General features: G+C 71.9%; 21 protein-coding genes. 8 read left to right on the top strand and 13 right to left on the bottom strand.

Annotated features, from left to right (window positions below; genetic code table 11):
- The first annotated feature begins 123 nt into the window (after positions 1 to 123).
- Together GCL72_RS03820 and GCL72_RS03815 are read left to right on the top strand one after the other, a co-directional pair.
- The gene (locus GCL72_RS03820) at positions 124 to 1,815 is read left to right on the top strand and encodes an aminopeptidase P family protein (protein ID WP_153143392.1); all 1,692 of its coding nucleotides are present in this window, start codon (positions 124 to 126) and stop codon (positions 1,813 to 1,815) included.
- A gap of 179 nt (positions 1,816 to 1,994) precedes the next feature.
- Entirely contained in the window at positions 1,995 to 2,267 is a 273-nt protein-coding gene (locus GCL72_RS03815) for a GlsB/YeaQ/YmgE family stress response membrane protein (protein WP_153143391.1), read from the top strand.
- A 156-nt stretch (positions 2,268 to 2,423) separates the two neighbouring features.
- Here GCL72_RS03815 and GCL72_RS03810 read toward each other — a convergent pair whose 3' ends face one another.
- Positions 2,424 to 3,368 carry a YflT domain-containing protein gene (locus GCL72_RS03810; protein ID WP_153143390.1) on the bottom strand — a complete coding sequence of 315 codons (945 nt, stop codon included), beginning with the start codon at positions 3,366 to 3,368 and terminating at the stop codon, positions 2,424 to 2,426.
- 117 nt (positions 3,369 to 3,485) lie between these two features.
- Positions 3,486 to 4,388 (bottom strand): LysR family transcriptional regulator, encoded by a 903-nt coding sequence (locus GCL72_RS03805; RefSeq protein WP_246160998.1) that lies wholly within the window; start codon positions 4,386 to 4,388, stop codon positions 3,486 to 3,488.
- A gap of 169 nt (positions 4,389 to 4,557) precedes the next feature.
- Here GCL72_RS03805 and GCL72_RS03800 point away from each other — a divergent pair, with 169 nt between their 5' ends.
- The 4 genes from GCL72_RS03800 to GCL72_RS03785 all read left to right on the top strand — a co-directional run bounded on the left by GCL72_RS03800 (position 4,558) and on the right by GCL72_RS03785 (position 8,537).
- Positions 4,558 to 5,418, top strand: coding sequence for an aldo/keto reductase (locus tag GCL72_RS03800; RefSeq protein ID WP_153143389.1), 861 nt, complete (start codon positions 4,558 to 4,560; stop codon positions 5,416 to 5,418).
- An 87-nt stretch (positions 5,419 to 5,505) separates the two neighbouring features.
- The gene (locus tag GCL72_RS03795; RefSeq protein WP_153143388.1) at positions 5,506 to 6,438 is read left to right on the top strand and encodes an aldo/keto reductase; all 933 of its coding nucleotides are present in this window, start codon (positions 5,506 to 5,508) and stop codon (positions 6,436 to 6,438) included.
- 143 nt (positions 6,439 to 6,581) lie between these two features.
- A complete protein-coding gene (locus GCL72_RS03790; RefSeq protein WP_153143387.1) occupies positions 6,582 to 7,391 on the top strand; it encodes a DUF899 family protein in 810 nt (269 codons plus the stop codon).
- 9 nt (positions 7,392 to 7,400) lie between these two features.
- On the top strand, positions 7,401 to 8,537 hold the full coding sequence (locus GCL72_RS03785) for an Mrp/NBP35 family ATP-binding protein (protein ID WP_153143386.1): 1,137 nt from the start codon (positions 7,401 to 7,403) through the stop codon (positions 8,535 to 8,537).
- 50 nt (positions 8,538 to 8,587) lie between these two features.
- Here GCL72_RS03785 and GCL72_RS03780 read toward each other — a convergent pair whose 3' ends face one another.
- From GCL72_RS03780 to GCL72_RS03770, 3 genes are all read right to left on the bottom strand, one after another.
- Entirely contained in the window at positions 8,588 to 9,235 is a 648-nt protein-coding gene (locus GCL72_RS03780; protein ID WP_153143385.1) for a twin-arginine translocase TatA/TatE family subunit, read from the bottom strand.
- 43 nt (positions 9,236 to 9,278) lie between these two features.
- A complete protein-coding gene (locus GCL72_RS03775; RefSeq protein WP_153143384.1) occupies positions 9,279 to 10,361 on the bottom strand; it encodes a hypothetical protein in 1,083 nt (360 codons plus the stop codon).
- A gap of 100 nt (positions 10,362 to 10,461) precedes the next feature.
- Entirely contained in the window at positions 10,462 to 11,877 is a 1,416-nt protein-coding gene (locus GCL72_RS03770; protein WP_153143383.1) for an SNIPE associated domain-containing protein, read from the bottom strand.
- Positions 11,878 to 12,127: 250 nt separating this feature from the next.
- On the opposite strand from GCL72_RS03770, the gene GCL72_RS03765 reads away from it, so the two are divergent.
- Entirely contained in the window at positions 12,128 to 12,778 is a 651-nt protein-coding gene (locus GCL72_RS03765; RefSeq protein WP_246160997.1) for an O-methyltransferase, read from the top strand.
- A 149-nt stretch (positions 12,779 to 12,927) separates the two neighbouring features.
- Here GCL72_RS03765 and GCL72_RS03760 read toward each other — a convergent pair whose 3' ends face one another.
- From GCL72_RS03760 to GCL72_RS03750, 3 genes are all read right to left on the bottom strand, one after another.
- Positions 12,928 to 13,098 (bottom strand): DUF3117 domain-containing protein, encoded by a 171-nt coding sequence (locus GCL72_RS03760; RefSeq protein ID WP_153143382.1) that lies wholly within the window; start codon positions 13,096 to 13,098, stop codon positions 12,928 to 12,930.
- A 132-nt stretch (positions 13,099 to 13,230) separates the two neighbouring features.
- Positions 13,231 to 13,512, bottom strand: a complete 282-nt coding sequence (locus tag GCL72_RS03755; protein ID WP_153143503.1) for a DivIVA domain-containing protein — start codon at positions 13,510 to 13,512, stop codon at positions 13,231 to 13,233.
- A 101-nt stretch (positions 13,513 to 13,613) separates the two neighbouring features.
- Positions 13,614 to 14,426, bottom strand: coding sequence for an SIR2 family NAD-dependent protein deacylase (locus GCL72_RS03750; RefSeq protein WP_153143381.1), 813 nt, complete (start codon positions 14,424 to 14,426; stop codon positions 13,614 to 13,616).
- A 400-nt stretch (positions 14,427 to 14,826) separates the two neighbouring features.
- Here GCL72_RS03750 and GCL72_RS03745 point away from each other — a divergent pair, with 400 nt between their 5' ends.
- A complete protein-coding gene (locus GCL72_RS03745) occupies positions 14,827 to 15,162 on the top strand; it encodes a DUF4870 domain-containing protein (RefSeq protein ID WP_153143380.1) in 336 nt (111 codons plus the stop codon).
- A gap of 96 nt (positions 15,163 to 15,258) precedes the next feature.
- Here the strand turns inward: GCL72_RS03745 and GCL72_RS03740 are convergent, their stop codons facing one another.
- The 5 genes from GCL72_RS03740 to GCL72_RS03720 form a co-directional block, all read right to left on the bottom strand.
- A complete protein-coding gene (locus GCL72_RS03740) occupies positions 15,259 to 16,137 on the bottom strand; it encodes an ABC transporter permease (protein ID WP_153143379.1) in 879 nt (292 codons plus the stop codon).
- Positions 16,134 to 17,192: an ATP-binding cassette domain-containing protein gene (locus tag GCL72_RS03735; protein ID WP_153143378.1), complete on the bottom strand. Its 1,059-nt coding sequence runs from the start codon at positions 17,190 to 17,192 to the stop codon at positions 16,134 to 16,136. Before GCL72_RS03735 ends, GCL72_RS03740 begins: the two co-directional genes overlap by 4 nt.
- Positions 17,193 to 17,408: 216 nt before the next feature.
- Positions 17,409 to 18,044 carry a dihydrofolate reductase family protein gene (locus tag GCL72_RS03730; RefSeq protein WP_153143377.1) on the bottom strand — a complete coding sequence of 212 codons (636 nt, stop codon included), beginning with the start codon at positions 18,042 to 18,044 and terminating at the stop codon, positions 17,409 to 17,411.
- 229 nt (positions 18,045 to 18,273) lie between these two features.
- On the bottom strand, positions 18,274 to 20,457 hold the full coding sequence (locus GCL72_RS03725; RefSeq protein ID WP_153143376.1) for a prolyl oligopeptidase family serine peptidase: 2,184 nt from the start codon (positions 20,455 to 20,457) through the stop codon (positions 18,274 to 18,276).
- A 32-nt stretch (positions 20,458 to 20,489) separates the two neighbouring features.
- Positions 20,490 to 23,189 carry a phosphoenolpyruvate carboxylase gene (locus GCL72_RS03720; protein ID WP_153143375.1) on the bottom strand — a complete coding sequence of 900 codons (2,700 nt, stop codon included), beginning with the start codon at positions 23,187 to 23,189 and terminating at the stop codon, positions 20,490 to 20,492.
- Positions 23,190 to 23,354: the final 165 nt, after the last annotated feature.

The following is a 23,354-nucleotide window of genomic DNA, read 5'->3' as shown; positions in this document are numbered from 1 at the left end:
GTCCGGGCCCGGGCGTGACGACCCGGTGCGGACGTGACATCCGGCACGACGAGCCAGGCCGACCCCGCGCCGGCGGGACTGCCCCGGTGGGACCGCGCGCACCGAAGTGACAGACTATGGAGCATGGTCAGTTCGCAGAATCATCCGTCTTCCCACGAGTCCTCCGAGTCCGCCGGATCGGCCGGCCCCGCGGAGGAGTTCGACGTCGTCTCCTCCGTCGAGCGGACCACGCTCACCCCCGCGGGCCCGGACCAGGAGACTGCCTCCGACGAGGCCGCCGACGCCGAGGGTCAGCCCCTCGAGGAGCGCGGGTCGAACCGGTCGCAGAAGCCGACCTCGCAGGCCTTCAAGGAGTTCATGGCCTCCCACTGGGCGCCGGCCGAGCAGGTCGAGCATGCCCGCGACGCGGTGGCCGACCATGCCGCGCGCCGCCGCGCCCGCGTCTCCCGGAACCACACCGGCGAGCGCCTGGTGATCCCGGCCGGCCCGCTGAAGGTCCGCTCGAACGACACCGACTACCGCTTCCGCCCGCACTCGGCCTTCGCCCACCTCACCGGACTGGGCCTGGACCACGAGCCGCATGCCGCGCTCGTCCTCGAACCGGTCGAGGAGGGCGCCGGCGACGACGGCTCCGACCATGAGTCCACGCTGTACTTCAAGCCGATGGCCGGCCGCGACACCGAAGAGTTCTACGCCGACGCCCGCTCCGGCGAGTTCTGGATCGGCTCGCGCCCGGACCTGGAGGAGTTCCGTCAGCGGCTGGGGATGCGCACTGCCGACGTCTCCCAGCTGGAGGTCGCGGTGACCAAGGATGCCGGCCCCGCCGAGCTCGGCGGCACCCGCATCCGGCTGCTGCGCGAGGTGGACTTCGACGTCGACGCCCTGGTCGACACCTCGCGGATCAACACGGGCATGGATCTGGAGGCCTCCGACGCCACCGACGCCGAGCTGGCCGAGGAGCTCTCCGAGCTGCGGCTGGTCAAGGACGACTGGGAGATCGCACAGCTGCGCGAGTCGGTGCGCTCGACGATCGCCGGCTTCGAGGACGTCGTCTCGGCGCTGCCGCGCGCCGTCGGCCACTCCCGCGGCGAGCGCGTGGTCGAGGGCGCCTTCTTCTCCCGGGCGCGGCTGGAGGGCAACGACCTCGGCTACGACACGATCGCCGCCAGCGGCAACAATGCCACCGTGCTGCACTGGATCCGCAACACCGGCGCCGTCCGCGACGGCGAGATGCTGCTGCTGGACGCCGGGGTGGAGGCCGACTCGCTCTACACCGCCGACATCACCCGCACCCTGCCGGTGAACGGCACCTACGCCCCCGTCCAGCGGAAGGTCTACGAGGCCGTGCTGGCCGCCGCCGACGCCGCCTTCGCCGTCGTGCGCCCGGGGATCCGCTTCCGCGATGTCCACCGCACCGCAGTGACCGTGCTCGCCGGGCACCTGGACTCGTGGGGCCTGCTGCCGGAGCCGCTGGAGGTGGTCCTGGCCGACTCCGGCCAGCACCACCGCCGGTGGATGCCGCACGGCACCAGCCACCACCTGGGCCTGGACGTCCACGACTGCGCCCAAGCCAAGCGGGACCTGTACCTGGACGGCGTGCTGGAGCCGGGCATGGTCTTCACCATCGAGCCGGGGCTGTACTTCAAGGCCGAGGACCTCGCCGTGCCGGAGGAGTTCCGCGGCATCGGTGTGCGCATCGAGGACGATGTGCTGGTCACCGCCGACGGCGCGGAGAACCTCTCCGCGGAGCTTCCGCGGAAGCCCGACGACGTCGAGGCCTGGATGCGCGAGGTCCAGGCCGGCGCCCGCGGCTGACCCGGCGCCGGGTCTCGACGGACGCGGCCGCTGACTGCGCAGGAGTCGCACGACGGCCGCGTCCGCGCACGTCACCGGCCCGCAGGCCTTCCCGGTGCGCCGGGGCGGGGCCGTATGCTGACCCCATCGGCGACCCTCGACCATCTCTCCGGGGTCGCATCGAGCGGAGGGAGGCTCCTGTGGGCATCATCGGCTGGCTCATCCTGGGACTGATCGCCGGAGCGATCGCCCGCGCCATCCTGCCGGGGAAGCAGCCCGGCGGCTGGATCGCCGCACTGATCACCGGCGTGCTGGGCGCGATGCTCGGCGGATTCCTCGCCTCGGCGCTCTTCGGCGTCGGCATCGGCGAGTCGTTCTTCGACCTGGGCACCTGGATCTTCGCGATCGCCGGCGGCGTGATCGTCGCCTTCCTCTGGCAGGCCCTGACCGGGCGCGGGCGCTCCGAAGCGTGACGCCCCCGCCGCGACGTCGCGGGGTCGCGATCTGACGTGATCCCGAAATGACGTGGTCACGAGCTCATGGTGTGGCGAGGTCGAGTGGTCACGAATGGCGGCATCCGGCGGGCTCGACGCGGCGTGTCGGACCGAGATGTCGTCAGAATCGACCACTCAGCGGGTGGTCTCCTCGGAGGACTCCCCGTCCTGCGGAGATGCCTGCTGCGACGAGGCAGGCTGCTGCGTCGGCACATCCTGCTGCGACGAGGCGTCCCGCGTGACGGGCTGTTCCACGTCCTGCGGGGCGGACGGCTCGGCGGACTCGGACGGCGTCTGCTCCGATGTCTGCTGCTCCGACGTCTGCGTCCCCGGTTCCTGCTGCTCGGCGGCGGGCGCGGCGCTCGTCGCGCTGCTCGCGCTCGAGGCGCTGGTGGTCCGCACCCCGTAGCGCGGCCGGCCGTCGGGCAGATCGCCGTAGCCGGCCCGCGGCTCCGCGGCCTGCGCCGCCGGAGCGCCCTCGGGCTGTCCGCGGTCCGGACCGGACTGGGCGCCCGGCTGGCCGGGCACGGGCTGCTGCGGGCCGGGAGCCGGCTGCTGCACCGGCGCCTGCGGGCCCGGCGCCGGCTGCATGCTGGAGACCCCGACGCCCTGCATGAGCCGCCGGGCGTGGCCGGCGGCGTCGAAGGAGCAGACGACGTCGAAGGAGGTCGCCACCAGCTGCGAGGAGGAGGCGAAGTCCCGCCGCCCGCGGCGCACCGCGTAGCCGATCACCCCGACGATCATCCACACCGCGCTGCCGAGCAGCACGGCGAAGAGGATGTCCAGCGGATTCGCCTGCGGGCCGAAGAGGTACATCAGGAAGCCGATGAAGGCGCCGAACATCGCCCCCTGCGCCGCGCCGGCGCCGGCGACCCGCGGGTAGGACAGTCGGCTGCGGATGTGCTCGACCGACCGCAGGTCATTGCCCACGATGGTCAGCATCTTGACGTCGAAGCCCTCGGACGCGGCCAGGTGGTCCACCACCTGCTGGGCCTCCTCGTACGTGCGGTAGCGGCCCAGCAGCTCGCCGCGCGGCAGGCCGCCGGCCTGCTGGGGAGTCATGGATGCGTTCATCGCCATGGCCCCATTGTGCCGGGTCGCGGCACCCGACGCGCGCCGCGGCCCCGGACGTTCGCACAGGGCGCACCGGCGTGCCGTCGTCCCGTCACGCCGCCGCGCCGTCGTGCCGATCCGTGCTCAGGCGGCCTCCGTCCCGCACGCCGGGGCGTCGTCGAGCAGCTCGAGCAGATGCGTCGCCGGCGCCTCGACGCGATCCCAGGAGGTGGACACCGCCGAGACCGTCCACGTCGGCGCGTCGGTCGCCAGCGGCCGCGCCGCCAGCGGGGCCGCCTGCGGCTTGGCGGCGACGTGCCGCGGCACCACCGCGACGCCGAGCCCGCGGCGCACCAGGTCCAGCAGCGTGTGCACGTCGTTGACCGCGCAGCGCACCCGGCGGGTGATGCCCTGATCGCCGAAGGCCGATTCGTTGAGCGCGCGGATCGCCCAGGAGTCGTTGAAGTCGACGAACTCTGCGTCGGCGAGCTCGCGACGTGCCAGCGGACCGCGGCCGGCGACCAGCGGATGCTCCGGAGCGGCGAGCAGCACCAGCTGCTCCTCCCCCAGTCGACGGTGCGGCAGCGGATCCAGATGCCGGTCGCCGGCCACGAAGGCGACGTCGAGCGCCTCGGCGCGCAGCATGGCCAGCAGGTCCTGCGAGCCGGTCTGGGTGAACTCGATCTCCACATTCGGGTGGCGCCGGTGGAAGCGTTCGAGCAGCGCGACGACGTCGACCACCCCGAGACACTGCTCGGAGCCGAGGCGCAGTCGGCCGGTCACCGCGCGACTGGCGGTGACCACCGTGTCGCGGGCGTCGGCGGCCTCGGCGAGCAGGCGGCGGGCATGGGGCAGCAGCGCCGCGCCGGCCTCAGTGGGCACCACCCGTCGGGTGGTCCGGTCGAAGAGTGCGGTGCCCAGCTCTTCCTCCAGCCCGCGGATCGCCGCGGAGAAGCCCGACTGCGAGATGCCCACCAGCTCGGCGGCCCGGGTGAAGTGCCGCTCCTCGGCCAGCGCCAGCAGATACTCCATCTGCCGCAGATCCATTGATCGCTCCTGCTTCTGCCGTCCAGTGCCGGCGATTGTTGGACTTTCTCAATCGAGCCTCCATAGAGTGACACACGGCACGCCGAGGACTCCACTCGCGGCCGCATCCTCAGCCTCGACGCGACGTCGCCGGCCGGCGCGCGCCCCGACCCCGGAGGAGAAGAGCCCCATGCAGACCCGCAGAATCGGCGACCGGTCCGTCTCGGCCATCGGACTCGGCGGCATGCCGCTGTCCATCGAGGGCCGCCCGGACCGCGATCAGGCGATCCGCACCGTCCACGCCGCGCTCGACGCCGGCGTCACGTTCATCGACACCGCCGACGCCTACCACCGCGACGCCGGTGAGGCCGGTCACAACGAGGAGCTCATCGCCGCAGCGCTCAGCAGCCGCGGCTCCGACGCCGACGAGGTGCTGGTCGCCACGAAGGCCGGACACCTGCGCCCGGGAGACGGCACCTGGACCCAGGACGGCCGCCCCGAGCATCTCAAGGCCGCGGCGAAGGAGTCCGCGCGCCGCCTCGGCGTCGAGGCCATCGGCCTGCACCAGTTCCACCGCCCCGACCCGGAGGTCCCCTACGCCGAGTCGATCGGCGCGCTGGTCGAGCTGCTCGACGAGGGGGTGATCCGCATGGCGGGGATCTCGAACGCGAACCTGTCGCAGATCGACGAGGCCGACGAGGTCCTCGGCGGCCGGCTCGCGTCGGTGCAGAATCAGTTCTCCCCGCGCTTCCGCTCCTCCGAGGAGGAGCTGCGGCGCTGCGCCGAGAAGGACGTGGCCTTCCTGCCGTGGAGTCCGCTGGGCGGCATCGCCAACGCCGCCGACCTGGCGGCGAACCACGCGGAGCTCGCCGCCGTCGCCGAGGAGACCGGCGCCTCGCCGCAGCAGGTGACGCTGGCCTGGGAGCTCTCGCTGGCCGACGTCGTCGTGCCCATCCCGGGCGCCTCGCGGCCGGAGAGCGTGCGCAGCTCGGCCGTCGCGGCGGAGCTGACGCTGAGCGCCGAGCAGCTCGCCCGGCTCTCCGCCTCCTGACCGCCGGGCCCTCCGGCCCCGTCCGACCCTCTGACCTGCACCCTGACCTGTCCCGCACGACCACCGCGAGATCCCCGAGGAGACCTGATGAAGACCATCGACATGCCCGACGTCCGCCTGCCCGCCCCGAACATCGTCCAGGGCCTGATGCGCATCCAGGAGAAGACCGACGACGAGGTCCGCGAGCTGGTGCGCACCGCCCGCGAGTCCGGCATCACCTTCCTCGACCACGCCGACGTCTACGGCGCCGAGCTGCACGGCTGCGAGCGCCGCTTCGCCGAGGCGACCCAGCTGACCCCCTCGGAGCGCGAGGAGTGGACCCTCCAGACCAAGGCCGGCATCGTCCGCGAAGGGCCGTACTTCGACTTCAGCCGCGAGCACCTGGTCTCCTCCGTCGAGGGCTCGCTGGAGGCCCTGGACACCGACTACATCGACATCCTGCTGCTGCACCGCCCCGATGCGCTGGTCGAGCCCGAGGAGGTCGCCGCGGCCTTCGATGAGCTGAAGTCCTCCGGCAAGGTGCGCGCCTTCGGCGTCTCCAATCACACCCCGCGGCAGATCGATCTGCTCCGGAAGTACGTCGACGAGCCGATCATCGCCAACCAGGTGCAGCTGTCGATCACCCACGCGCCGCTGATCGCCCAGGGCGTGGCGGCGAACATGCAGAACCTCGATCAGTCGGTCAGCCGCGACGACGGCCTGCTGGACTACTGCCGGCTGCACGACATCACCGTGCAGGCCTGGTCGCCGTTCCAGGCGGGCTTCTTCGACGGCCCTTTCCTCGGCTCGGACCGCTACCCGGAGCTGAACGCCGTCGTCGATCGGCTGGCGGCCGCCTACGACGTGCCGCCCATCGCGATCGCGACCGCCTGGATCACCCGCCACCCGGCGGACATGCAGGTGGTGCTGGGCACGACGTCGCCGGAGCGCGTCGCCGGAGCCGCCCAGGGCTCCGAGATCCCGCTTACCCGCGCAGAGTGGTACGAGCTCACCCGGGCCGCCGGCTACACGATCCCGTGAGCGACTGAACATCGCGGGTGCTGCGAGGCGGCGTCCGGCGGTCCGCGCGGCGGCCCCAGGGGTGACTCCCCACGGGTCGCCGCGCGAGACTGAAGGCCTCGATCGGGCTCGTCACCGGTGCGGGCCCACGGCGGGAGGTCACGATGAGCGGCGGACGAGACGCGGGCACACCTGAGCACCCGGGCGCCGACGGGCATGGTGAGGACGGCGAGGCGGTTCCCCCGGTCGTCGACCGCGAGACCTGGCGCCGTCGCCGGGAGGCCCTGCTGCTGCGCGAGAAGGCCCACACGCGAGAGGGCGACGCGATCGCCGCGGAGCGCCGGCGACTGCCGATGACCGAGGTCGCCCCGGTGGAGCTCGTCGGCCCCGAGGGCCCGACCCCGCTGGTCGACGTCTTCGACGGGCGCGAGCAGCTGATCGTCTATCGACACATGTTCTACGACGGCGAGCCCTTCGACCGACAGTGCGAGGGCTGCACGCACAATCTCTGGAACATCCGCGATGCCTGGCCCTATCTGAACGCCCGCGGAGTGAGCTTCGCCGTCTTCGGCGACGGGCCCTATGAGGAACTGGCCCGGTTCCGCACCTTCATGGACTACACCCACCCCTGGTACTCCAACCAGCAGGTCGAGGATCCGGCCGTGGGCGGCGGCGGGCACATCACCTGCTATCTGCGGCGGAGGAACCGGGTGTTCCTGACCTACTCGACGACGGGCCGCGGGGTGGAGAAGCTCTCGACACTGGACCTCCTCGATCTCACCCCCTACGGCCGCCAGGAGGTCTGGGAGGATTCCCCGGCCGGCTGGCCGCAGGATCCGACGCACAGCTTCCTGCGCACCGACGTCTCCGGTCGCGCCGTCGGCGTCGGCGACCATGGGGAACGTCCGGGGCGTCCGACCGCACAGTGGACCCGCCCCGGAGTCCCCTCCACCGACGGCGGCTCGGACGCCTAGACTGGGACGGTGCCTGATCCGACCGCCACTGACATCACCGGCAGCATCCGCCGCCACCTCGCCCAGGTCATGGACCCCGAGCTGCGCCTGCCGATCACCCAGCTGGGAATGGTCGGCGACGTCGCCGTGGACGGCGAGGGCGTCGCCGATGTGACCGTCAAGCTGACCATCGCCGCCTGCCCGAAGCAGCAGACGATCACCGACGACGTCACCGCCGCGGCGGTGCGCGCCGAGGGGGTCTCCACCGCCCGGGTCCATCTGGACGTGATGACCCCCGAGGAGCGCGCCCGACTGAAGGAGGACCTGCGCGGCGAGGGCGGCAAGATCAACCACTTCGCCCAGCCCGACAGCCTGACCCGCGTCTACGCGGTGGCCTCCGGCAAGGGTGGAGTCGGCAAGTCCTCGGTGACGGTGAACCTCGCCTGCGCGATGGCCGCCGACGGGCTGAAGGTCGGCATCGTCGACGCCGACGTCCACGGCTTCTCGGTGCCCGGGCTGATGGGCATCACCGACACCCCCACCCGGCTGGACGAGATGATCCTGCCGCCGGTCGCCCACGGGGTGAAGACCATCTCCATCGGCATGTTCGTCGAGGGCAACCAGGCGGTGGCCTGGCGCGGGCCCATGCTGCACCGGGCGGTGGAGCAGTTCCTCACCGACGTCCACTTCGGCGATCTCGACGTGCTGCTGCTGGACCTGCCGCCGGGGACCGGCGACATCGCCATCTCCGTGGCCCAGCTGCTGCCCGGCTCGGAGCTGCTGGTGGTCACCACGCCGCAGGCGGCGGCCTCGGGCATCGCCGAGCGCGCCGGCGGGCTGAGCACGCAGACCGAGCAGAAGGTCGCCGGGGTCATCGAGAACATGGCTCCGATGGTCCTGCCCGACGGCAGTTCGCTGGACCTCTTCGGATCCGGCGGCGGCCAGGTCGTCGCCGACAGGCTCACCGAGGATCTGGGGGCCGAGGTCCCGCTGCTGGGCTCGGTGCCGCTGGACATGGACCTGCGCTCCGCCGGCGACGCCGGCGATCCGGTGGTGCTCTCCGCCCCCGAGTCGCCGGCCGGCTCGGCGCTGCGGGATATCGCTTCGGCGCTGGCGCACCGTCCGCGCGGCATCGCCGACCGCTCGCTGCCCTTCGGCCCCGCCTGACCCCCGACGACTCGGCGTCCGGCTCGCGGCGGCGACGCCGCGGCGGCGACTCAGGTGGCGTCGACGTCGAAGGGCGCAGGGTGCAGTCCCGGGACCTCGGGGGCGCCGTCGTCGCTCGTCGAGCCCGGCTGCACTCCGGCTCCCGCCATCCCGGCGGCCAACGCCGAGCCGCCGGCGGGTCCCTCCGACGTCGTGCCCGCGGCCGCCCCGGCGGCACCGGCCGCCATGGCCGCGCCCGTCGCGGCGGAGGCGCCGCCGAAGACCGACCGGGGGTCGTCCGCGCCGGAGCCCGTCGCCGCTCCTGACGCGGCCGCGCCGCCGGAGGTGCTCCGCGACCTGCCCGAACCGGCCGCGCCGCGCGCAGATCCGGCCGCCGTCCCGCGCCGCTCGCTGGACAGGCGGGCCGAGTCGCGGACCTCGGTCACGGCCCGGCGCGTCTCCTCGTAGTCCTCGGCCAGCGCCTCACGGATGATGCGCCGCGGGTCGTACTGGCGCGGGTCATAGCGCTTCCAGTCGACCTCGTCGAAGTCGGTGCCGGTCTCCTCCCGGAAATACTCCTTGGCGTCCTCGGCCTTGCTGCGCGCCTGACGCACCCACCGTGCCAGCGTCTGCGCATAGGCGGGCAGGCGTTCGGGACCGAGGAGCACGACGGCGAGCACACCCAGGATGATGAACTCGTACCCATTGAGACCAGGCATGTGCTCAAATCTACCTGCTGTCGGCGCCCGCTGCGGCGCCGGCTCAGTCCATCCAGCCGAGCAGCGAGCGGAAGCCGCGCTCGAGCCGCTCGCCGGCATCCGGCGAGGAGGGCATCTGCTGCACGCGCGAGCGATCGGTGGTCATCACCCAGTCGGCCACCGCGGCCACGGCGGAGGCGTCGAGATCGGAGGTGATGACGTACTGCACGGGGCCGGCGTCGACGGCCGCCGTCCAGCGGCCCTCGGCGGCCGACCGGTAGACGGTGCAGTCCTCTCCGGTGGGCAGCGTGAGCGATTCCCGGTCCAGCGCGTCGAGGTCCAGCATCTCGTCGAGCTTCTCGGCCAGCGGCCGCAGCTCGGTCGACTCGTCGGCCGGGCGGGTCTCGGCGACGGTGATCGCGTGCTCGCCGTCGGTGTGGTGCACCTGGACGGTGCGCACGCCCGCGGCCTGGGCGGTGACAGCGTCGTCGGCCTGCATCGCCTGCCCGAGCCCGTGCAGCTCGGCGACGTTCCAACCGAGCCGGTGCAGCCTGTCGAGCTGGTCCAGCGGCACGCTGCGCACCGGCATCCGCTCGACGGCGCCGGGGAGGCTCGCGACGCGGCCCTGCGGTCGCCGAGACTCCTCCAGACCGACCGGCAGGCTGGCCGCGGGCGTCGACGCCGCGGCGGCGCCCGCCCCCGGCGAGGCGGTCGGCGCGGAGGACGGCGCGGATCCCGACAGTCCGGCGCCGTCGGAGGCCTGCGGCCTCCGGGCGTCTGACGCGGTCGAGGAGGCGGGCGCGGGGCCGGAGCTCGCGGCGTCGCCGGAGGCCTGCGGCGGCGCGGATCGGGTGATGTCGACGGAGCTCGGATCCGGCGAGGACGACGCGCCCTCGGCGGCCCCCGGCGCCGTCGCCGCGGCGGAGCCATCGCCCGTCTCCGCGGAGCTGCCGCCGTCCTGGCGAGAGGTGGTCAGCGCCTCCACGCTGGAGACCTGCCCGGTCCCCCGCCCGCCGAGGTACCAGGCCGCGGCGACCACTGCGGCACAGGCGGTGAGGGCCACCAGGCACATCACCCCGGGCCAGCCGAGACGCGGACGACTCGGTCGGGGCCGGCGGTGCTGGGCGGGGGCGGGGGCCTGTGGCATCACTGCCCATGATGCGAGGGGCAGCTGAGCGTAGGCTGGATATGAGCCGGCGGGTCTCGAAACACTGGCGGCCCTGCGAGTTGCCGAACCTCAGCGCCCGTCAGTGTTCAGCTGCACCGACGGTCTCGGGAAACTGCTCCGCGCGCAGTCCTTCGCTGGCGGCGTATTCCAGCGCGTCCGCCTCATCGTGGTACTCGATCAGTTGGACCTCGTGGGCGAGCAGCACGTCCTTCACTGCACCTGGGGTCGTATAGAAGTACTCGCGCCGCATGTTGACCAGGTTCACGCGTCGGTCGGCGAACTGACGATGCAGCGTCTTCTCCAGACTGACCGCGTCCTCGCTGAAGATCATCGTGTGCTTGTCGAAATTGAACGGCACCGATGCGTCCGAGAGCTCCTTCACCCGGTCGTCCGGATTGAGTCGTCGTGTCATCCCGATCTTCACGATCCCGGGGCCGAATGCTCCCCGGTTCGAGATGACATAGACATAGCCGGCCCTCGTATTCGCCATCGTGGACTCCACGTCGGACAGCTCTCCCTCCGCCTCGTCCAGCGCAGCACGGGCTCTGGCGATCTCATCGCCGTCCCCTTGGGTCTCGAGTCGGGCGAGGACGTTCCGCCGATGCTCGACTTCCTTCTCCTGCTGGGCCTTCGCCGCAGCGAGTTCCTTCTGGGCCTGTTGCTCTTCACGGGCCCGCTGTCGAGCTTCCCGCTCATCCTCCTTGGCGGCTTTCACCGCCTCGAGATGCGCATGGGTCAGCTCGAGCTCACGCTCCCGCAGAGACAGATACTCCTGCGAGATGCTGATGTCCATCGATCTGCCCAGCCGCTCCACCTGGGACGCCGACTTCTCGAGACGCTTCTTCGCCGCCGCCAGATGGCCCGCCTTGACCGAATTCACAGCGTTCTCAGCTTCCGCGTTGAAGGCGCGCAGGAGCAGCTTCACCATGTCTGCGACCATCTTCCGGCCCTGTGCGAGGCTGTTGTTGTACTGCATGCTCGTCGACCCGGTCGCTGCCGTCCGCTCTCGGACCTTGCCCTTGATCCGGGCTTGCGTGTCCTTCAGCGCGTCCTTGTACCGAACCGAGTCCTCAGCAGGGTTCTCGAAGTCGTAGAGACCGTAGTCCGAGAGATCCACCTGGTCCCGAAGGTCGACCACGCTGTTCCTGAGCTCTGCGACGCGGGCCTCTTCGCGGGCTGCTTGCTGATCGAGGTCCTCGATCGCAGCTTGGAGTTCCCCCGCGCGATGCTCGCGTTGGACGATCTCCATTCCTCCGACGCGCTGTGCGGCATCCTGGAACCATGCAGCTCGATGCTCCGCGTAGGCGGCACGACGCGCGTCCCTTCGAGCCTGACTGCGGAGGACCAGAACGTACACGAGCGCCGCCGGCGCCAGCACGAGACCTGCGACCGGCACCATCGCCAGGACCAGGAGAACGACGACGGTGACGAACAGAGGCGTGCTCTCTGCAAGGGGCGGTCTAGACTGCAGGGCAACAGGCGAGGTGTTGGACATGATTCCTCCGAGACGACGGTGCGAGTGTGACCCGTTGCGACTCTAGACGAACCCCGTGACAGGGGGCTCTCCGCATGCTCAGGATGAGACGCATACGTCGGTCGCCTCGAAGATGTGGGAACCTCGCGAGGTCTATATGATGAGCCGGAGCGGCGTCGGACGCCACCGGTTCCCTCGGCTCCACAGTCCGCGGCTGCACTGTCCGCCGCGCCGTCGCCGTCTCTCCCCGTCCTCGCCGCAGAAAGGTGCCATGAAAGCCTTGAACTCCCCGCACACCGCCAAGCACGCCGGCTGGTTGTACGCCGAGCAGCATCGCGGTGAGGATCCGGTGCTGGAGGCGGCACGGGCGCGCGGCGAGGATCTCGGCGTCCGTCCGGTCTCCGAGGGCGCGGCGGCGACGCTGACGGTGCTCGCCGCCTCCTCGAACGCCCGGGCGCTGGTGGAGGTGGGCACCGGTGTCGGGGTCTCCGGAGTCTCGCTGCTCCGCGGCGCCACCGCACAAGCGGTGCTGACCAGCATCGATCCCGATCCCGAGCACCTGCAGGCGGCCCGGCAGGCCTTCGCCGACGACGGCGTCCCGGCCTCGAGGACGCGACTCATCACCGGCGATGCGGCCGTCGTGCTGCGGCGTCTGACCACTTCGGGCTATGACCTGGTGCTGCTCGACGCCGGCACCCCCGACGTGCCCGTCTACGTCTCCGAGGCGCTGCGCATGCTGCACTCCGGCGGCATGCTGATCATCAACGACGCCCTCGACCACGACCGCGTGCCGCGGCCGGCCGTGCGCGAGGAGAGCACCCGGATGATGCGCGAGGTCGAGCGGATGCTGCGCGACGACGAGCGCCTGGTGACCACGATGCTGGGAACCGGCACCGGACTGCTGGTCGCCGTCGTGCGGTGAGTCGGGGCGCAGGGGCTCGACGCGACGGCGGCCGGCGAACGGCCCCGGAGGATTCCTTGTGGCGACAGCGCTTGCGCTGGAGCGAAGGAGGAGGGCCCGTTCGCCGGCCGTCCCGGGGGCGAGCGTCGTCCGCCGCCCGGGGGGGGCTCTCACTCCCCGACGGCGTCGATCAGGCACTCCTTGAGCGCCTGGGCTTCCTCGTCGTTGATCTCCAGGACCAGACGGCCTCCGCCGTCGATCGGCACTCGCATGATCAGGCTGCGGCCCTCTTGGGCCACCTCCATCGGACCGTCACCAGTACGCGGTTTCATTGCAGCCATCGAGTGCTTCCCTTCTGGTGTTCCTCACTGCGGATCGGGCCGTCCGCCGCGCACGGCGGTCGCCCGATCAGGTCGGATGCGCGCGGCATCCTGTCTCCTAGTATCCCCCATGGCGGAGGATCCTCACCGGGATCAGCGTCGAGTCCCCTCGTCACGGAGCCGGTCGGCCAGCGTGTCGAGCAGGGCGTCGACCTGGTCCATCCGATAGCCGCGCACTGCGGAGTCGAATCGGACCTCGTCGAGGTCCTCGGCGGTCAGGCCGTCTGCACGGGCACGCTCGATGAGCTCGTCGACGTCGCTCGCCCCTCCGGCCGGCGGGTCCTCCTCGACCGGCTCCGGACCGCTCCAGCGGCCCATCAGGAGCAGCACGATGCCGCCGAGCACGATGAGCGCCAGCAGATACAGCCAGACCATGTGTTCCACCCTATACCCGCCTCGGGTGCTCAGGACCACCGCGACGACGAGGAGCGAGCTCCGCGGAGGCGACTCGGCAGGACCGACTCAGCAGGACCGGCTCAGCGACGGCCGGCGATGCCGGCGGCCTGGAGCAGCTGCGGCAGCACCTCGCCCGAGGGGCCGCGGATCGCGAAGTCGACGAGGTCGGTCAGCTCGGTCTCCTGCGGATTGACCTCGATGATCGGCACCCCACGTTCCAGGCCCAGCAGTGGCAGCGAGGCCGCGGGCTGGACCATGCCGGAGGTTCCCACGGCCAGCACCAGGTCGGCGGCGCGGATCGCCGCCGAGGAGGCGTCGAAGTCCGATGCGGGCAGCATCTCGCCGAACCAGACGATGTCCGGACGCATCAGCCCCTCCTCGCAGTGGGTGCAGAAGGGCGGATCCACGGGCTCCGGCGGGGCGGTGAAACCGTCGAACTCCGACGGCGGCAGCTCGTCGGGCTCGCCGCAGTCGGCGCACCGGTGGGCGGCGATGCGCCCATGCAGATGTCCGAGCACGTGGGCGCCGGCGCGCTCATGCAGATCGTCGACGTTCTGCGTGGAGACCACCAGCCATCCGCCGTCGACGTCGGCCAGGCGCTGCTGCCAGAGCGCCAGGGCCCGGTGCCCGGCGTTCGGCTCCACTGCGGCGATCAGCGCCTGGCGCCAGCGGTACCAGGTCCAGACCAGGGCGGGGTCGTTCTCGTAGGCCTCGACAGTCGCCAGCTCCTCGGCGGAGAACCGCTCCCAGAGCCCGGTCTGGACCTCCCGGAAGGTCGGCACGCCGGACTCCGCGGAGATCCCGGCGCCGGTGAGCACCACGACGCGACGGGCCTCGCGGACCAGCGCGACGACCTCGTCGGGCACCTCTTCGCTGACGGAGAGCTCTCGCATGCCTTCACCGTAGCGAGTCGGCGTCCCCGAGCTGAAGCGTCGCGGCCCGCGCGTCCGGCTGACCAGGCCGTCGTCCGTTCCCCGCCGCGGCTTGGGACGCCTAGGGTGAGGGAAGGACTCGGTCCGCCGAGTCAGGCCGCCAGCGGCCGCGCGTCCACGAGGAGGAACGATGACTCAGCAGCCACCCCACGGTCCCGGCCCCGACCGCCCGACGGGTCCTGACGACGCCTCGAGCGAGCCCCCGGGCGAGGCCCCCGGCGGAGCACCGCAGAACCGTCCGGACGAGCAGACGCCGCCGCAGGGTTCCCCTCCGCACGGACCTCCCGCGCAGGGTCCCCCTCCGCAGGGTCCGCCGCAGGCCCCTCCCGGCGGCGGCCCGGCGCCGGCCGGACCCGCGCCGATGGTGCCTCCGCTGACCGCCGGCGAGGAGCAGGGCTGGAGCATCGGCGCCCATCTGGGCGGCATCATCGCCAGCTTCATCCCTGCACTGGTGATCTGGCTGGTCTTCCGCGAGCGCAGCCGCATGGTCGCCGACCATGCCAAGGAGGCGCTGAACTTCCAGATCACAGTGGCGATCGCCTATGTGGCCGGCTGGGTGCTGACCATCATTCTGATCGGCCCGCTGATCAGTCTCGCCGCCTGGGTCTGCTCGATCGTCTTCGCCATCCTGGCCTCCGTCGCGGCGAATAAGCGCCAGGCGTATCGGTACCCGGTCTCCATCCGGTTCGTCTCCTGACCACTCGGTCGATCCGGGACGTCGGCCGGGCCGGTCCCGCCCGGCCGACGTCGGTCCCGGCATCGCACTGTGGGATGGTGGGACCGGCGGCCCGGCTCAGGACTTGCGGTTGTAGACGAACATCGAGATCGGCCCGAAGATCACCACGAGCACCGCGCAGTAGATCAGCACCGCGGTGATCGAGCCGATGTCGTAGACCCCGTCCATGAACTCGCGGATGCAGCCGACCAGTGTGGAGACCGGGTTGGCCTCGGCGAAGGCCCGCACCGGGCCGGGCATCGACTCAGTGGGGGCGAAGATGTTCGACACGAAGGTCAGCGGCATCATGATGAACATCGACACGCCCATCGCCGCCTGCTCAGTGCGCATCAGCAGCGCCACTGTGGTCCACACCCAGGACAGGCAGAAGCTGAACACCAGCAGCATGAGGAAGGCCGCGAGCACTCCCGGGAGTCCGCCGGCCGGCCGGAATCCCATGATGAAGCCGACCACCAGGATGATGACGCCGGCCAGCGTGTAGCGGACCTGGTCGCCCAGCAGCGCGCCGACCAGCTGGGCCGGACGCCAGACCGGCAGCGAGCGGAAGCGGTCGAAGACACCTTTGGAGATGTCCCGGTTCAGTGTCAGTCCGGTGTACATCGTGATCATCACCAGCGTCTGGGCGAATATGCCGGGGATCAGCCACTGCACGTAGGCGCCGACGGCGTCGCCGCCGGCCTCCTGGCCCGAGACCGCCGCGCCGATGGAGCCGCCGAAGACGTAGGTCATCATCACCGTCATCATGATCGGGAAGATGGTGACGTCGAAGAGCTGCTCGGGCACATGCTTGATCTTCAGCAGCGCCCGCCAGCCGTAAGTCAGCGAGGCGCTGACGGCTCCGGGCCGCTGCGGGGTATCCTGACGGCTGACCAGGATATGGCGGATCCGCTCGGCCTCCGCCGGGACCGTGGACGTGCCGTTCGTCGTGGTGCTCATCGGGTCCTCGCCTCCGCCTCGTCGTCGACCGCGCGGCCGGCAGTGCCGTGATCGCCGCCGTCGGCGGCGGCCTCCTGCTCATCGCCCGCGACGTCGCCGTCGGGCTCGGGTTTCCTGCCGGTCAGCGCCATGAAGACTTCGTCCAGGCTCGGCTGCCCCACGGAGAAGGTCTCCACCTCCACGCCGGCCTCCTCCAGCGCGGTCAACGCCGTCGAGGCCCGCGCCCCGGCGTCGAGCCGCGCGGTGAGCGCCGTCGGGTCGGCTTCGCGGACGACGTCGGCGGACAGCGCGGCCGCCAGGATCTCGGCGGCCCGCTCGCGGTCTTCGGCCTCGACCACCCGCACGTTCAGCGCGCCGGCGCCGACCTGGGCCTTCAGCTGTCCCGGCGTGCCCTCGGCGATGACCCGCCCGTGGTCGATGACCGCCAGCCGGTCGGCCAGCTGGTCGGCCTCCTCGAGATACTGGGTCGTCAGCACCACTGTGGTGCCGGCGTCGACGAGCGTGCGGATGATGTCCCAGACCTGATTGCGGCTGCGCGGGTCGATGCCGGTGGTCGGCTCGTCGAGGAAGATCAGCTCCGGGGTGACCAGCAGGGACCCGGCGATGTCCAGCCGGCGCCGCATGCCGCCCGAGTACTTCTTCACCTGCCGTCCGGCCGCGTCGCCGAGGCCGAACGCCTCGAGCAGCTCCTGTCCCCGGCTCCGGGCGGCGCGCGCGGCGAAGCCCTGCAGCCGCCCCAGCAGCACGAGGTTCTCGAGTCCGGTCAGGTCCTCGTCGAGCGAGGCGAACTGGCCGGTCAGCGCGATCTTGCCGCGCACGGCCGCGGGTTCGGACCGCACGTCGTGGCCCAGCACGTGGGCCTGCCCGCCGTCGAGGCGCAACAGCGTGGCCAGCATGCGGATCACTGTGGTCTTGCCCGCACCGTTGGGGCCGAGCACGCCGTAGATGCCGCCGCGGCGGATGGACAGGTCGACGCCGTCGACGGCGGTCGTCTCGCCGAAGCGCTTGACCAGACCGCGCGTCTCCACGGCGAGGTCGTCTGATCTCAGAGTCATCGAGTGTCCTTCCTCCGGCGGGCCGGAGCGTCGTGAGGTGCGAGCGCCGGAGCCTGCCGCGGCTCATGCCGCATCCCTCGACACACGGGGTTCCGAGACGCTGCGACGAGGATATCGCCACGGCGTACTGTCGGGACAGGCCCCGGGTCCGACGATAGGGCCGGATGCGGACAGATCCTGTCCGCATCGGCGCGACGCCGGCTCTCCGATCCGGGGTCAGGCGACCTGCGGCGCCCCGCGCCGACTCTCGGGCGGCACGTCGTAGAGCAGATGCGTCACCCGGTCACCGGCGACGAGGCGCGTCGGATCACCCAGCCGCACCGGCGCCCCGCCCTCGGGGACGCCGAAGAAGGAGCGCCCGGTCCCGAAGACCACGGGCACCACGTTCATCACCACCTGGTCGATGAGCCCTCGCCGCAGCGCCTGGCCGCCGACCTGTCCGGCGGCGACGTCGACGTCGCGGTCTCCGGCGAGTTCCTGCGCCGTGGCGATCGCGGCGTCGACTCCCTCGGCGACGAAGGTGAACGGCGCGGTCGCCGCCGGGGCCCAGTCGCGAGGCGGTGCATGGGTCACCACGACCACGTGCTGACCGGCCGGAGGCGTGCCTCCCCACCCGTCGGTGTGGTCGAAGAGCCGCCGTCCGATCATCATCACGCCGATGTGCGCGTAGACGGCCTGCATGAAGTCTCGGGAGGCGACGGTGGTGCGGAGCGGGTAGTGACCGTGCTCCGAGAGGCTCCATTCCACGTCTCCGCCGACCAGCCAGTCGAACAGCGGGTCCACCGAGTCGTCCTCGTGGGCGATGAAACCGTCCAGCGAGACGGCGGCCGCTCCCAGAATGGTCCGTCCCATGCCTGCTTCCCTCCTCCTGCGCCCGCACCGCGAGGACGCCCGGCGCGGAAGGCCGCCGGATTCACTCTGGAACGGTCCTCGCCCCGTCGACGGCGGTGAGCTTGTCTGCGCTGAGAGTAACCGTCGACCAGCGCCGCCGTCCCGGGTCGACGGCCGGAGGCGGCCCCGGGACTCCGGCCGCCGCGAGGGCGACCGCAGGGTCACGGCCCGGGACCGTCACCTCGCAGAATCACTGCGCGGCGCCGCCGCGCAGCTGCTGGTCCAGGAAACGATGGATCAGCCCCTCGAGCGTGGCCTGCTGGGCCGGCGAGGCCGCGCCGCCGTGGCCGCCCTCGGTGTTCTCCCAGTAGCGCACGTCCGCGCCGATCGACTCCAGCGCCGCGGCCATCTTGCGCGCGTGGCCGGGGTGGACGCGGTCGTCCCGGGTGGAGGTGGTCAGCAGCACCGGCGGCAGCTCGACCCCCTCTCCCAGCAGGTGGTACGGCGAGAAGGTGCGGATGAACTCCCAGTCCTCGGTGTCCGGGTCGCCGTACTCGGCGCGCCAGGAGGCCCCGGCCAGCAGATGCGAATAGCGCTTCATGTCCAGCAGCGGCACCTGGATGACCACCGCCCCGAAGAGCTCCGGGCGGGTGGCCAGCATCATCCCGGTCAGCAGGCCGCCGTTGGAGCCGCCGCGGCAGGCCAGCTGCGGCACTGTGGTCACTCCGGCGTCGACCAGCTCGCGGGCGACGGCGGCGAAGTCCTCATAGGCTCGGTGCCGGTTCTCGCGCAGCGCCGCCCGGTGCCAGTCGGGGCCGTACTCCCCGCCGCCCCGGATGCAGGCGACGGCGAAGACTCCTCCGCGCTCCAGCCAGCCCTTCCCCGTCAGCGGCAGGTAGCTCGGCGTCCGGGAGACCTGGAAGCCGCCGTAGCCGGAGAGCAGCGTGGGCGCCGGCTCCGGCGTCGTGCCGTCGGCCGGGTTCAGCACCTCAGCCGGACCGATGAGGAAATACGGCACGCGCGTGCCGTCGTCGCTTGTCGCGAAGCGCCGGAGGCTGGTCAGCCCGGTCGCGTCGAACCGCTCCGGCGCCTGCTTCAGCACCTCCAGCGTCTCGCTCCCGCCGTCAGGCAGCGCGGAGAGGTCGCCGAGGTGCAGCGTCGTCGGTCGCAGGTGGTCGGCGGCGGTCAGCCAGACCTCGTCTGAGTCGGCCTCGTCGACGGCGCTCAGGCTCAGCGACCCCGAGACCTCGGCGAAGACCGGGACGGAGGTCCAGGCACCGGCCTCCTCGCGCCAGAAGGCCTCGACACGGTGGACGACGTCCTCCATCAGCGTGAGCACCAGCATCGACCGCGTGGTGGTCACCGCCTGCAGCGAGGTCGAGGCGTCCGGGGCGAAGAGGACCGTCGGCGCAGTCTCCCCGGCCAGGAAGCCGTCGACGTCGGCGACGGCGAACCCGCCGCCGGGCACCGTCACCCCGCCGGCGGTGAAGCTGGTGCGCGGCATGAACAGCAGCAGATCCCGATGGACCCCGACGCGGACGTCGGTGGGAACCTCGATGCGCCGCGGCCCGTCCGCGGTGAGCAGATGGGTCTCGTGGTCGTGGAAGCCCAGAGCCCGGACGGCGACGTCGCGCTCGAAGCCGGGGGTGTCGAGATGTCCGGCGCTGGCGGTCAGATGATCGGCCTCGACCGAGATGACCTCCTCGGCCGCGGACAGCGGCGTGCCGCGGCGCCAGCGGCGCACCGTGCGCGGGTAGCCGGAGGAGGTGACCATCGCCGGATCCGGGGCGTCAGCGACGTCGGCGGCGGTAGCGTCGTCGACCCTCGCCGTCTCCTCCGGTGCGGCCGGCATCCGATCGACGGTCGCATAGACCGTGTCGCCGTCGATCCAGCTCACCGAGCCTTTGCCCTGCGCACGGACGAAGCCGCCGTCGGCCTCGCCGACGAAGCGTCGCTCGAGCAGGTCGAACTCGCGGGTGACGTCGGCGTCGGAGCCGCCCGGCGAGAGCGAGACCAGCGCATGCCGCCACGGCTCGTCGGCGGCCGGGCGCAGCACGTCCGCGCCGTGCCAGACCCAGGTGACGCCCTCGGCCGCGGAGAGCGCGTCGAGGTCCAGCAGGATCTCCCAGTCGGGGTCCTCGGTGCGGTAGGAGGCCGGCGTGGTGCGCCGCCAGATCCCCTGCGGATGCTCGGCGTCGGTCCAGAAGTTGTACAGGTGCTCGCCGCGCCGGACGACGCCGGGGATGCGGTCCGAGGCGTCGAGGATATCGCGCAGGTCCTCGCGCAGCGGCTCGAACGCCGCATCGGCCAGCTCCGCCTCGGCGGCGGCATTGCGCCGGTGCACCCAGTCCAGCGCCTCGGCGGACTCGACCTCCTCAAGCCAGCGGTGGGGGTCGTGCTCCGGATCGATCAGGCGGGTCTGCGAGGAACTCATGAGCCCATCGTATGTCTCGGGCCGTGCGCGGCTCAGCCGGTGTTCTGCAGGCCGGCGGCCACGCCCTTGAGGCTGATCAGCAGCAGGTTCCGCGGATCGTCGAGCTGCTCGTCGTCCAGCTCGCCGGAGCGCAGCGCCCGCAGCGCGCGCAGCTGCAGCAGCGAGAGCGCATCCACGTAGGGGTTGCGCAGCTCGACCGCCCGGCCGAGGACCTGATGGGACTCCAGCAGCCGGGACTGGTCGGTGATCTTCAGGACCCACTCGGTGGTCAGGTCCAGCTCCTCGAGCACCAGCGACGCGAGGTCCTCGCGGTCGCCGAGGGCGAGGTACCGCTCGGCGATCCGACGGTCGGTCTTGGCCAGCGACATCTCGATGTTGTCGATCAGCGCGCGGAACAGCGGCCACTCCGCATAGGCGCCGCGCAGCTGCTCGACGTCGCCGACGGCGGCCAGCGCGCTGCCCAGCCCGTACCAGCCGGTCAGGTTGATCCGCGCCTGGGCCCAGGCGAAGTTCCACGGGATCGCGCGCAGATCCTCCAGCGACTCCACCGACAGTCCGCGCTTGGCCGGACGCGAGCCGATGGCCAGCAGGCCGACCTCGTCCTGCGGGGTGACCTGGGCGAACCAGGGGGCGAAGCCGTCGGCGCCGACCAGCCCGTCGAACCGCTCGCGGGAGACGGCGTCCATGGTCGCGGCCATCTCGGAGAACTGCTCGGCGGCGCGGGCGTTGCGCTCCTCGGTGGACGGCGCCGAGGCCATCAGCGTCGCCGCGGCGACCTGCTCGATATGGCGCAGGGCGATCTCCGGATTGCCGTAGCGGGCAGAGATGACCTCGCCCTGCTCGGTCACCTTGAACCGCATGTCCACCGAGTGCGGCGGCTGGGCGAGGATGGCCCGGTTCGCCGGCCCGCCGCCGCGGCCGAGCGCGCCGCCGCGGCCGTGGAACTGGGTCAGCGCGATGTCGTGGCGCTTCGCCCAGTCGGCGATGCGCTCCTGGGCCTCGTAGAGCGCGAGCGTGGCGGCCACCGGACCGACGTCCTTGGCGGAGTCGGAGTAGCCGAGCATCACCTCCACGCGACGGCCGGTCTGCTCCAGGCGGCGCTGCACCGCGGGGTTCTCCAGCATCTCGTCGAGGATGCGCGGGGCGTTCTGCAGGTCCTCGTAGGTCTCGAACAGCGGGATGACGTCGATGACCGGGGCCTGCTCCGGGCCGCCGAGGGCCTTCTCCGCCAAGGTGTAGACGTCGGCGAGGTTCTGCGCGCTCTGCGTGAAGGAGACGATGTAGCGACGGCAGGCGTCTACGCCGAAGCGCTGCTGCACCGAGGCGATCGCGCGGAAGGTCTCGATGACCTCCTCACCGGGCACCGCCATGGACTCCACCGACTCCGGGGCCTCCAGCCAGGCCAGAGTCTGGGAGTGCACCTTCGAGTGCTGTCGGACCTCCAGCTCGGCCAGGTGGAAGCCGAAGGTCTCCACCTGCCAGATGAGCTCCTGCAGGTCGCCGAAGGCCGCGCGCTTCGCCCCGCCGGCCTCCAGCGAGCGCTGCACCACGCGCAGGTCGTCGAGCAGCTCCTGCGGCACCGTGTAGGCCAGGTCGGCGTCGCGCTCCCGGGTGGCGGCCAGCCGTCCGGCGATCGCCAGCAGCACCTGGCGATGCGGCTCGCGCGGCGAGTGCTCGACCGCGCGGGCGGTCAGCTCCTCGGAGAGCTGCTTCTGCCGGCCCCAGAGGTCGTCGAGCTCCGTACTGGGGCTGGTGTAACGGTCGTCGAGGGTCATCGAGAGGCCGACGGCGCGGGCCCGCTCCTCCAGATCGGCCAGCACGCGGTCGGCGGCCTGACCGACGGCCTGCCGGGTGATCGAGGCGGTGACGTTGGGGTTTCCGTCGCGGTCGCCGCCGATCCACGAGCCCAGCCGGATGAAGGCCGGCGCCTTCGGCGGACGGGTGCCGGCCTCGTCGCCCTGCAGCCAGTCGTCCATGCGGCGGTAAGCCTCGGTGAAGACCTGGGAGAACGAGGAGTCGAAGACCGAGAGGGCCGTGCGCACCTCGTCCAGCGGCGACGGCGCGGAGACGCGCAGCTGGGCGGTGCGCCACATGTTGTCGATCTCCTCCAGCAGCTCGCGGCGGTTCTTCGCCAGCGAGGCGGTGCCCATCCGCGGGTCGTCGCGCTCGTCGAGCAGCTCCCCGACGCGGCGGACCGAGGAGGCGATCGCGTTGCGGCGAGCTTCCGTCGGGTGGGCGGTGAGCACCGGGTGGAAGCGCAATTCGGCCAGCCGGCGCTCGGCCTCCTCCTGTCCCACCTCCTCCTGCAGGTGGGTGAAGGCCGCGGCCACCGACTCGCTGGGCCGCTGCTCCTCCAGCGGGACCTGCCCGTCGCGGGAGCGCAGCGTGCGGATGCGGTGCTGCTCCTCGGCCAGGTTCGCCAGCAGGAAGTAGCAGGTGAAGGCCCGGGCGACTTCCTTGGCCCGCTCGGCGGAGAAGGAGCCCACCAGCTCCTCGGCGCGGGCGAGGACGTCTCCGGAGTCGTCGTCAAGCGCGGAGATGGTCAGCTCGCGCAAGGCCTCGACGTCGCCCAGCAGGCCCTCGCTGCCATACTCCTGCAGCACCTGGCCCAGCAGGCCGCCGAGCAGGCCGACGTCCTGGCGCATCGCGTCGGGGATCTCATGCGAGGCGGCGGTGCGGGTGTCGTCGGCGGCGTGTCGTGCGGGCGCGGTGGGGCCGTCGTGCTGGGGCATGCGTGTCTCCTCGATCAAGGGTGCGGAGGCGTAGCGCGACCCCATCGTCACGCGCGGACGTGCACTTCACGGTACCAAGGACCCGGTGTGCGGCGTCGCACAGGCGTCGTCGCGGGCCTCGGCCGCGGACGGACGCGGACAGGACACGGACGGACGCGGAGCGTC

It is taken from the genome of Nesterenkonia halophila, from assembly GCF_009467795.1.
GTDB classification, from domain to species: Bacteria; Actinomycetota; Actinomycetes; order Actinomycetales; family Micrococcaceae; genus Nesterenkonia; species Nesterenkonia halobia.
The sequence above is the reverse complement of the archived record's forward strand: the minus strand, read 5'-3'. Positions and strand labels throughout refer to the sequence as shown.

Coding starts and splice junctions, on each gene's coding strand:
- GCL72_RS03780 (WP_153143385.1), bottom strand. CDS start 9,235: ATGCCTGGTCTCAATGGGTACGAGTTCATCATCCTGGGTGTGCTCGCC.
- GCL72_RS03800 (WP_153143389.1), top strand. CDS start 4,558: ATGCAGACCCGCAGAATCGGCGACCGGTCCGTCTCGGCCATCGGACTC.
- GCL72_RS03750 (WP_153143381.1), bottom strand. CDS start 14,426: ATGCGAGAGCTCTCCGTCAGCGAAGAGGTGCCCGACGAGGTCGTCGCG.
- GCL72_RS03775 (WP_153143384.1), bottom strand. CDS start 10,361: ATGCCACAGGCCCCCGCCCCCGCCCAGCACCGCCGGCCCCGACCGAGT.
- GCL72_RS03745 (WP_153143380.1), top strand. CDS start 14,827: ATGGTGCCTCCGCTGACCGCCGGCGAGGAGCAGGGCTGGAGCATCGGC.
- GCL72_RS03730 (WP_153143377.1), bottom strand. CDS start 18,044: ATGGGACGGACCATTCTGGGAGCGGCCGCCGTCTCGCTGGACGGTTTC.
- GCL72_RS03810 (WP_153143390.1), bottom strand. CDS start 3,368: ATGGCGATGAACGCATCCATGACTCCCCAGCAGGCCGGCGGCCTGCCG.
- GCL72_RS03760 (WP_153143382.1), bottom strand. CDS start 13,098: ATGGCTGCAATGAAACCGCGTACTGGTGACGGTCCGATGGAGGTGGCC.
- GCL72_RS03725 (WP_153143376.1), bottom strand. CDS start 20,457: ATGAGTTCCTCGCAGACCCGCCTGATCGATCCGGAGCACGACCCCCAC.
- GCL72_RS03765 (WP_246160997.1), top strand. CDS start 12,128: ATGAAAGCCTTGAACTCCCCGCACACCGCCAAGCACGCCGGCTGGTTG.
- GCL72_RS03735 (WP_153143378.1), bottom strand. CDS start 17,192: ATGACTCTGAGATCAGACGACCTCGCCGTGGAGACGCGCGGTCTGGTC.
- GCL72_RS03805 (WP_246160998.1), bottom strand. CDS start 4,388: ATGGATCTGCGGCAGATGGAGTATCTGCTGGCGCTGGCCGAGGAGCGG.
- GCL72_RS03720 (WP_153143375.1), bottom strand. CDS start 23,189: ATGCCCCAGCACGACGGCCCCACCGCGCCCGCACGACACGCCGCCGAC.
- GCL72_RS03770 (WP_153143383.1), bottom strand. CDS start 11,877: ATGTCCAACACCTCGCCTGTTGCCCTGCAGTCTAGACCGCCCCTTGCA.
- GCL72_RS03755 (WP_153143503.1), bottom strand. CDS start 13,512: ATGGTCTGGCTGTATCTGCTGGCGCTCATCGTGCTCGGCGGCATCGTG.
- GCL72_RS03790 (WP_153143387.1), top strand. CDS start 6,582: ATGAGCGGCGGACGAGACGCGGGCACACCTGAGCACCCGGGCGCCGAC.
- GCL72_RS03740 (WP_153143379.1), bottom strand. CDS start 16,137: ATGAGCACCACGACGAACGGCACGTCCACGGTCCCGGCGGAGGCCGAG.
- GCL72_RS03820 (WP_153143392.1), top strand. CDS start 124: ATGGTCAGTTCGCAGAATCATCCGTCTTCCCACGAGTCCTCCGAGTCC.
- GCL72_RS03795 (WP_153143388.1), top strand. CDS start 5,506: ATGAAGACCATCGACATGCCCGACGTCCGCCTGCCCGCCCCGAACATC.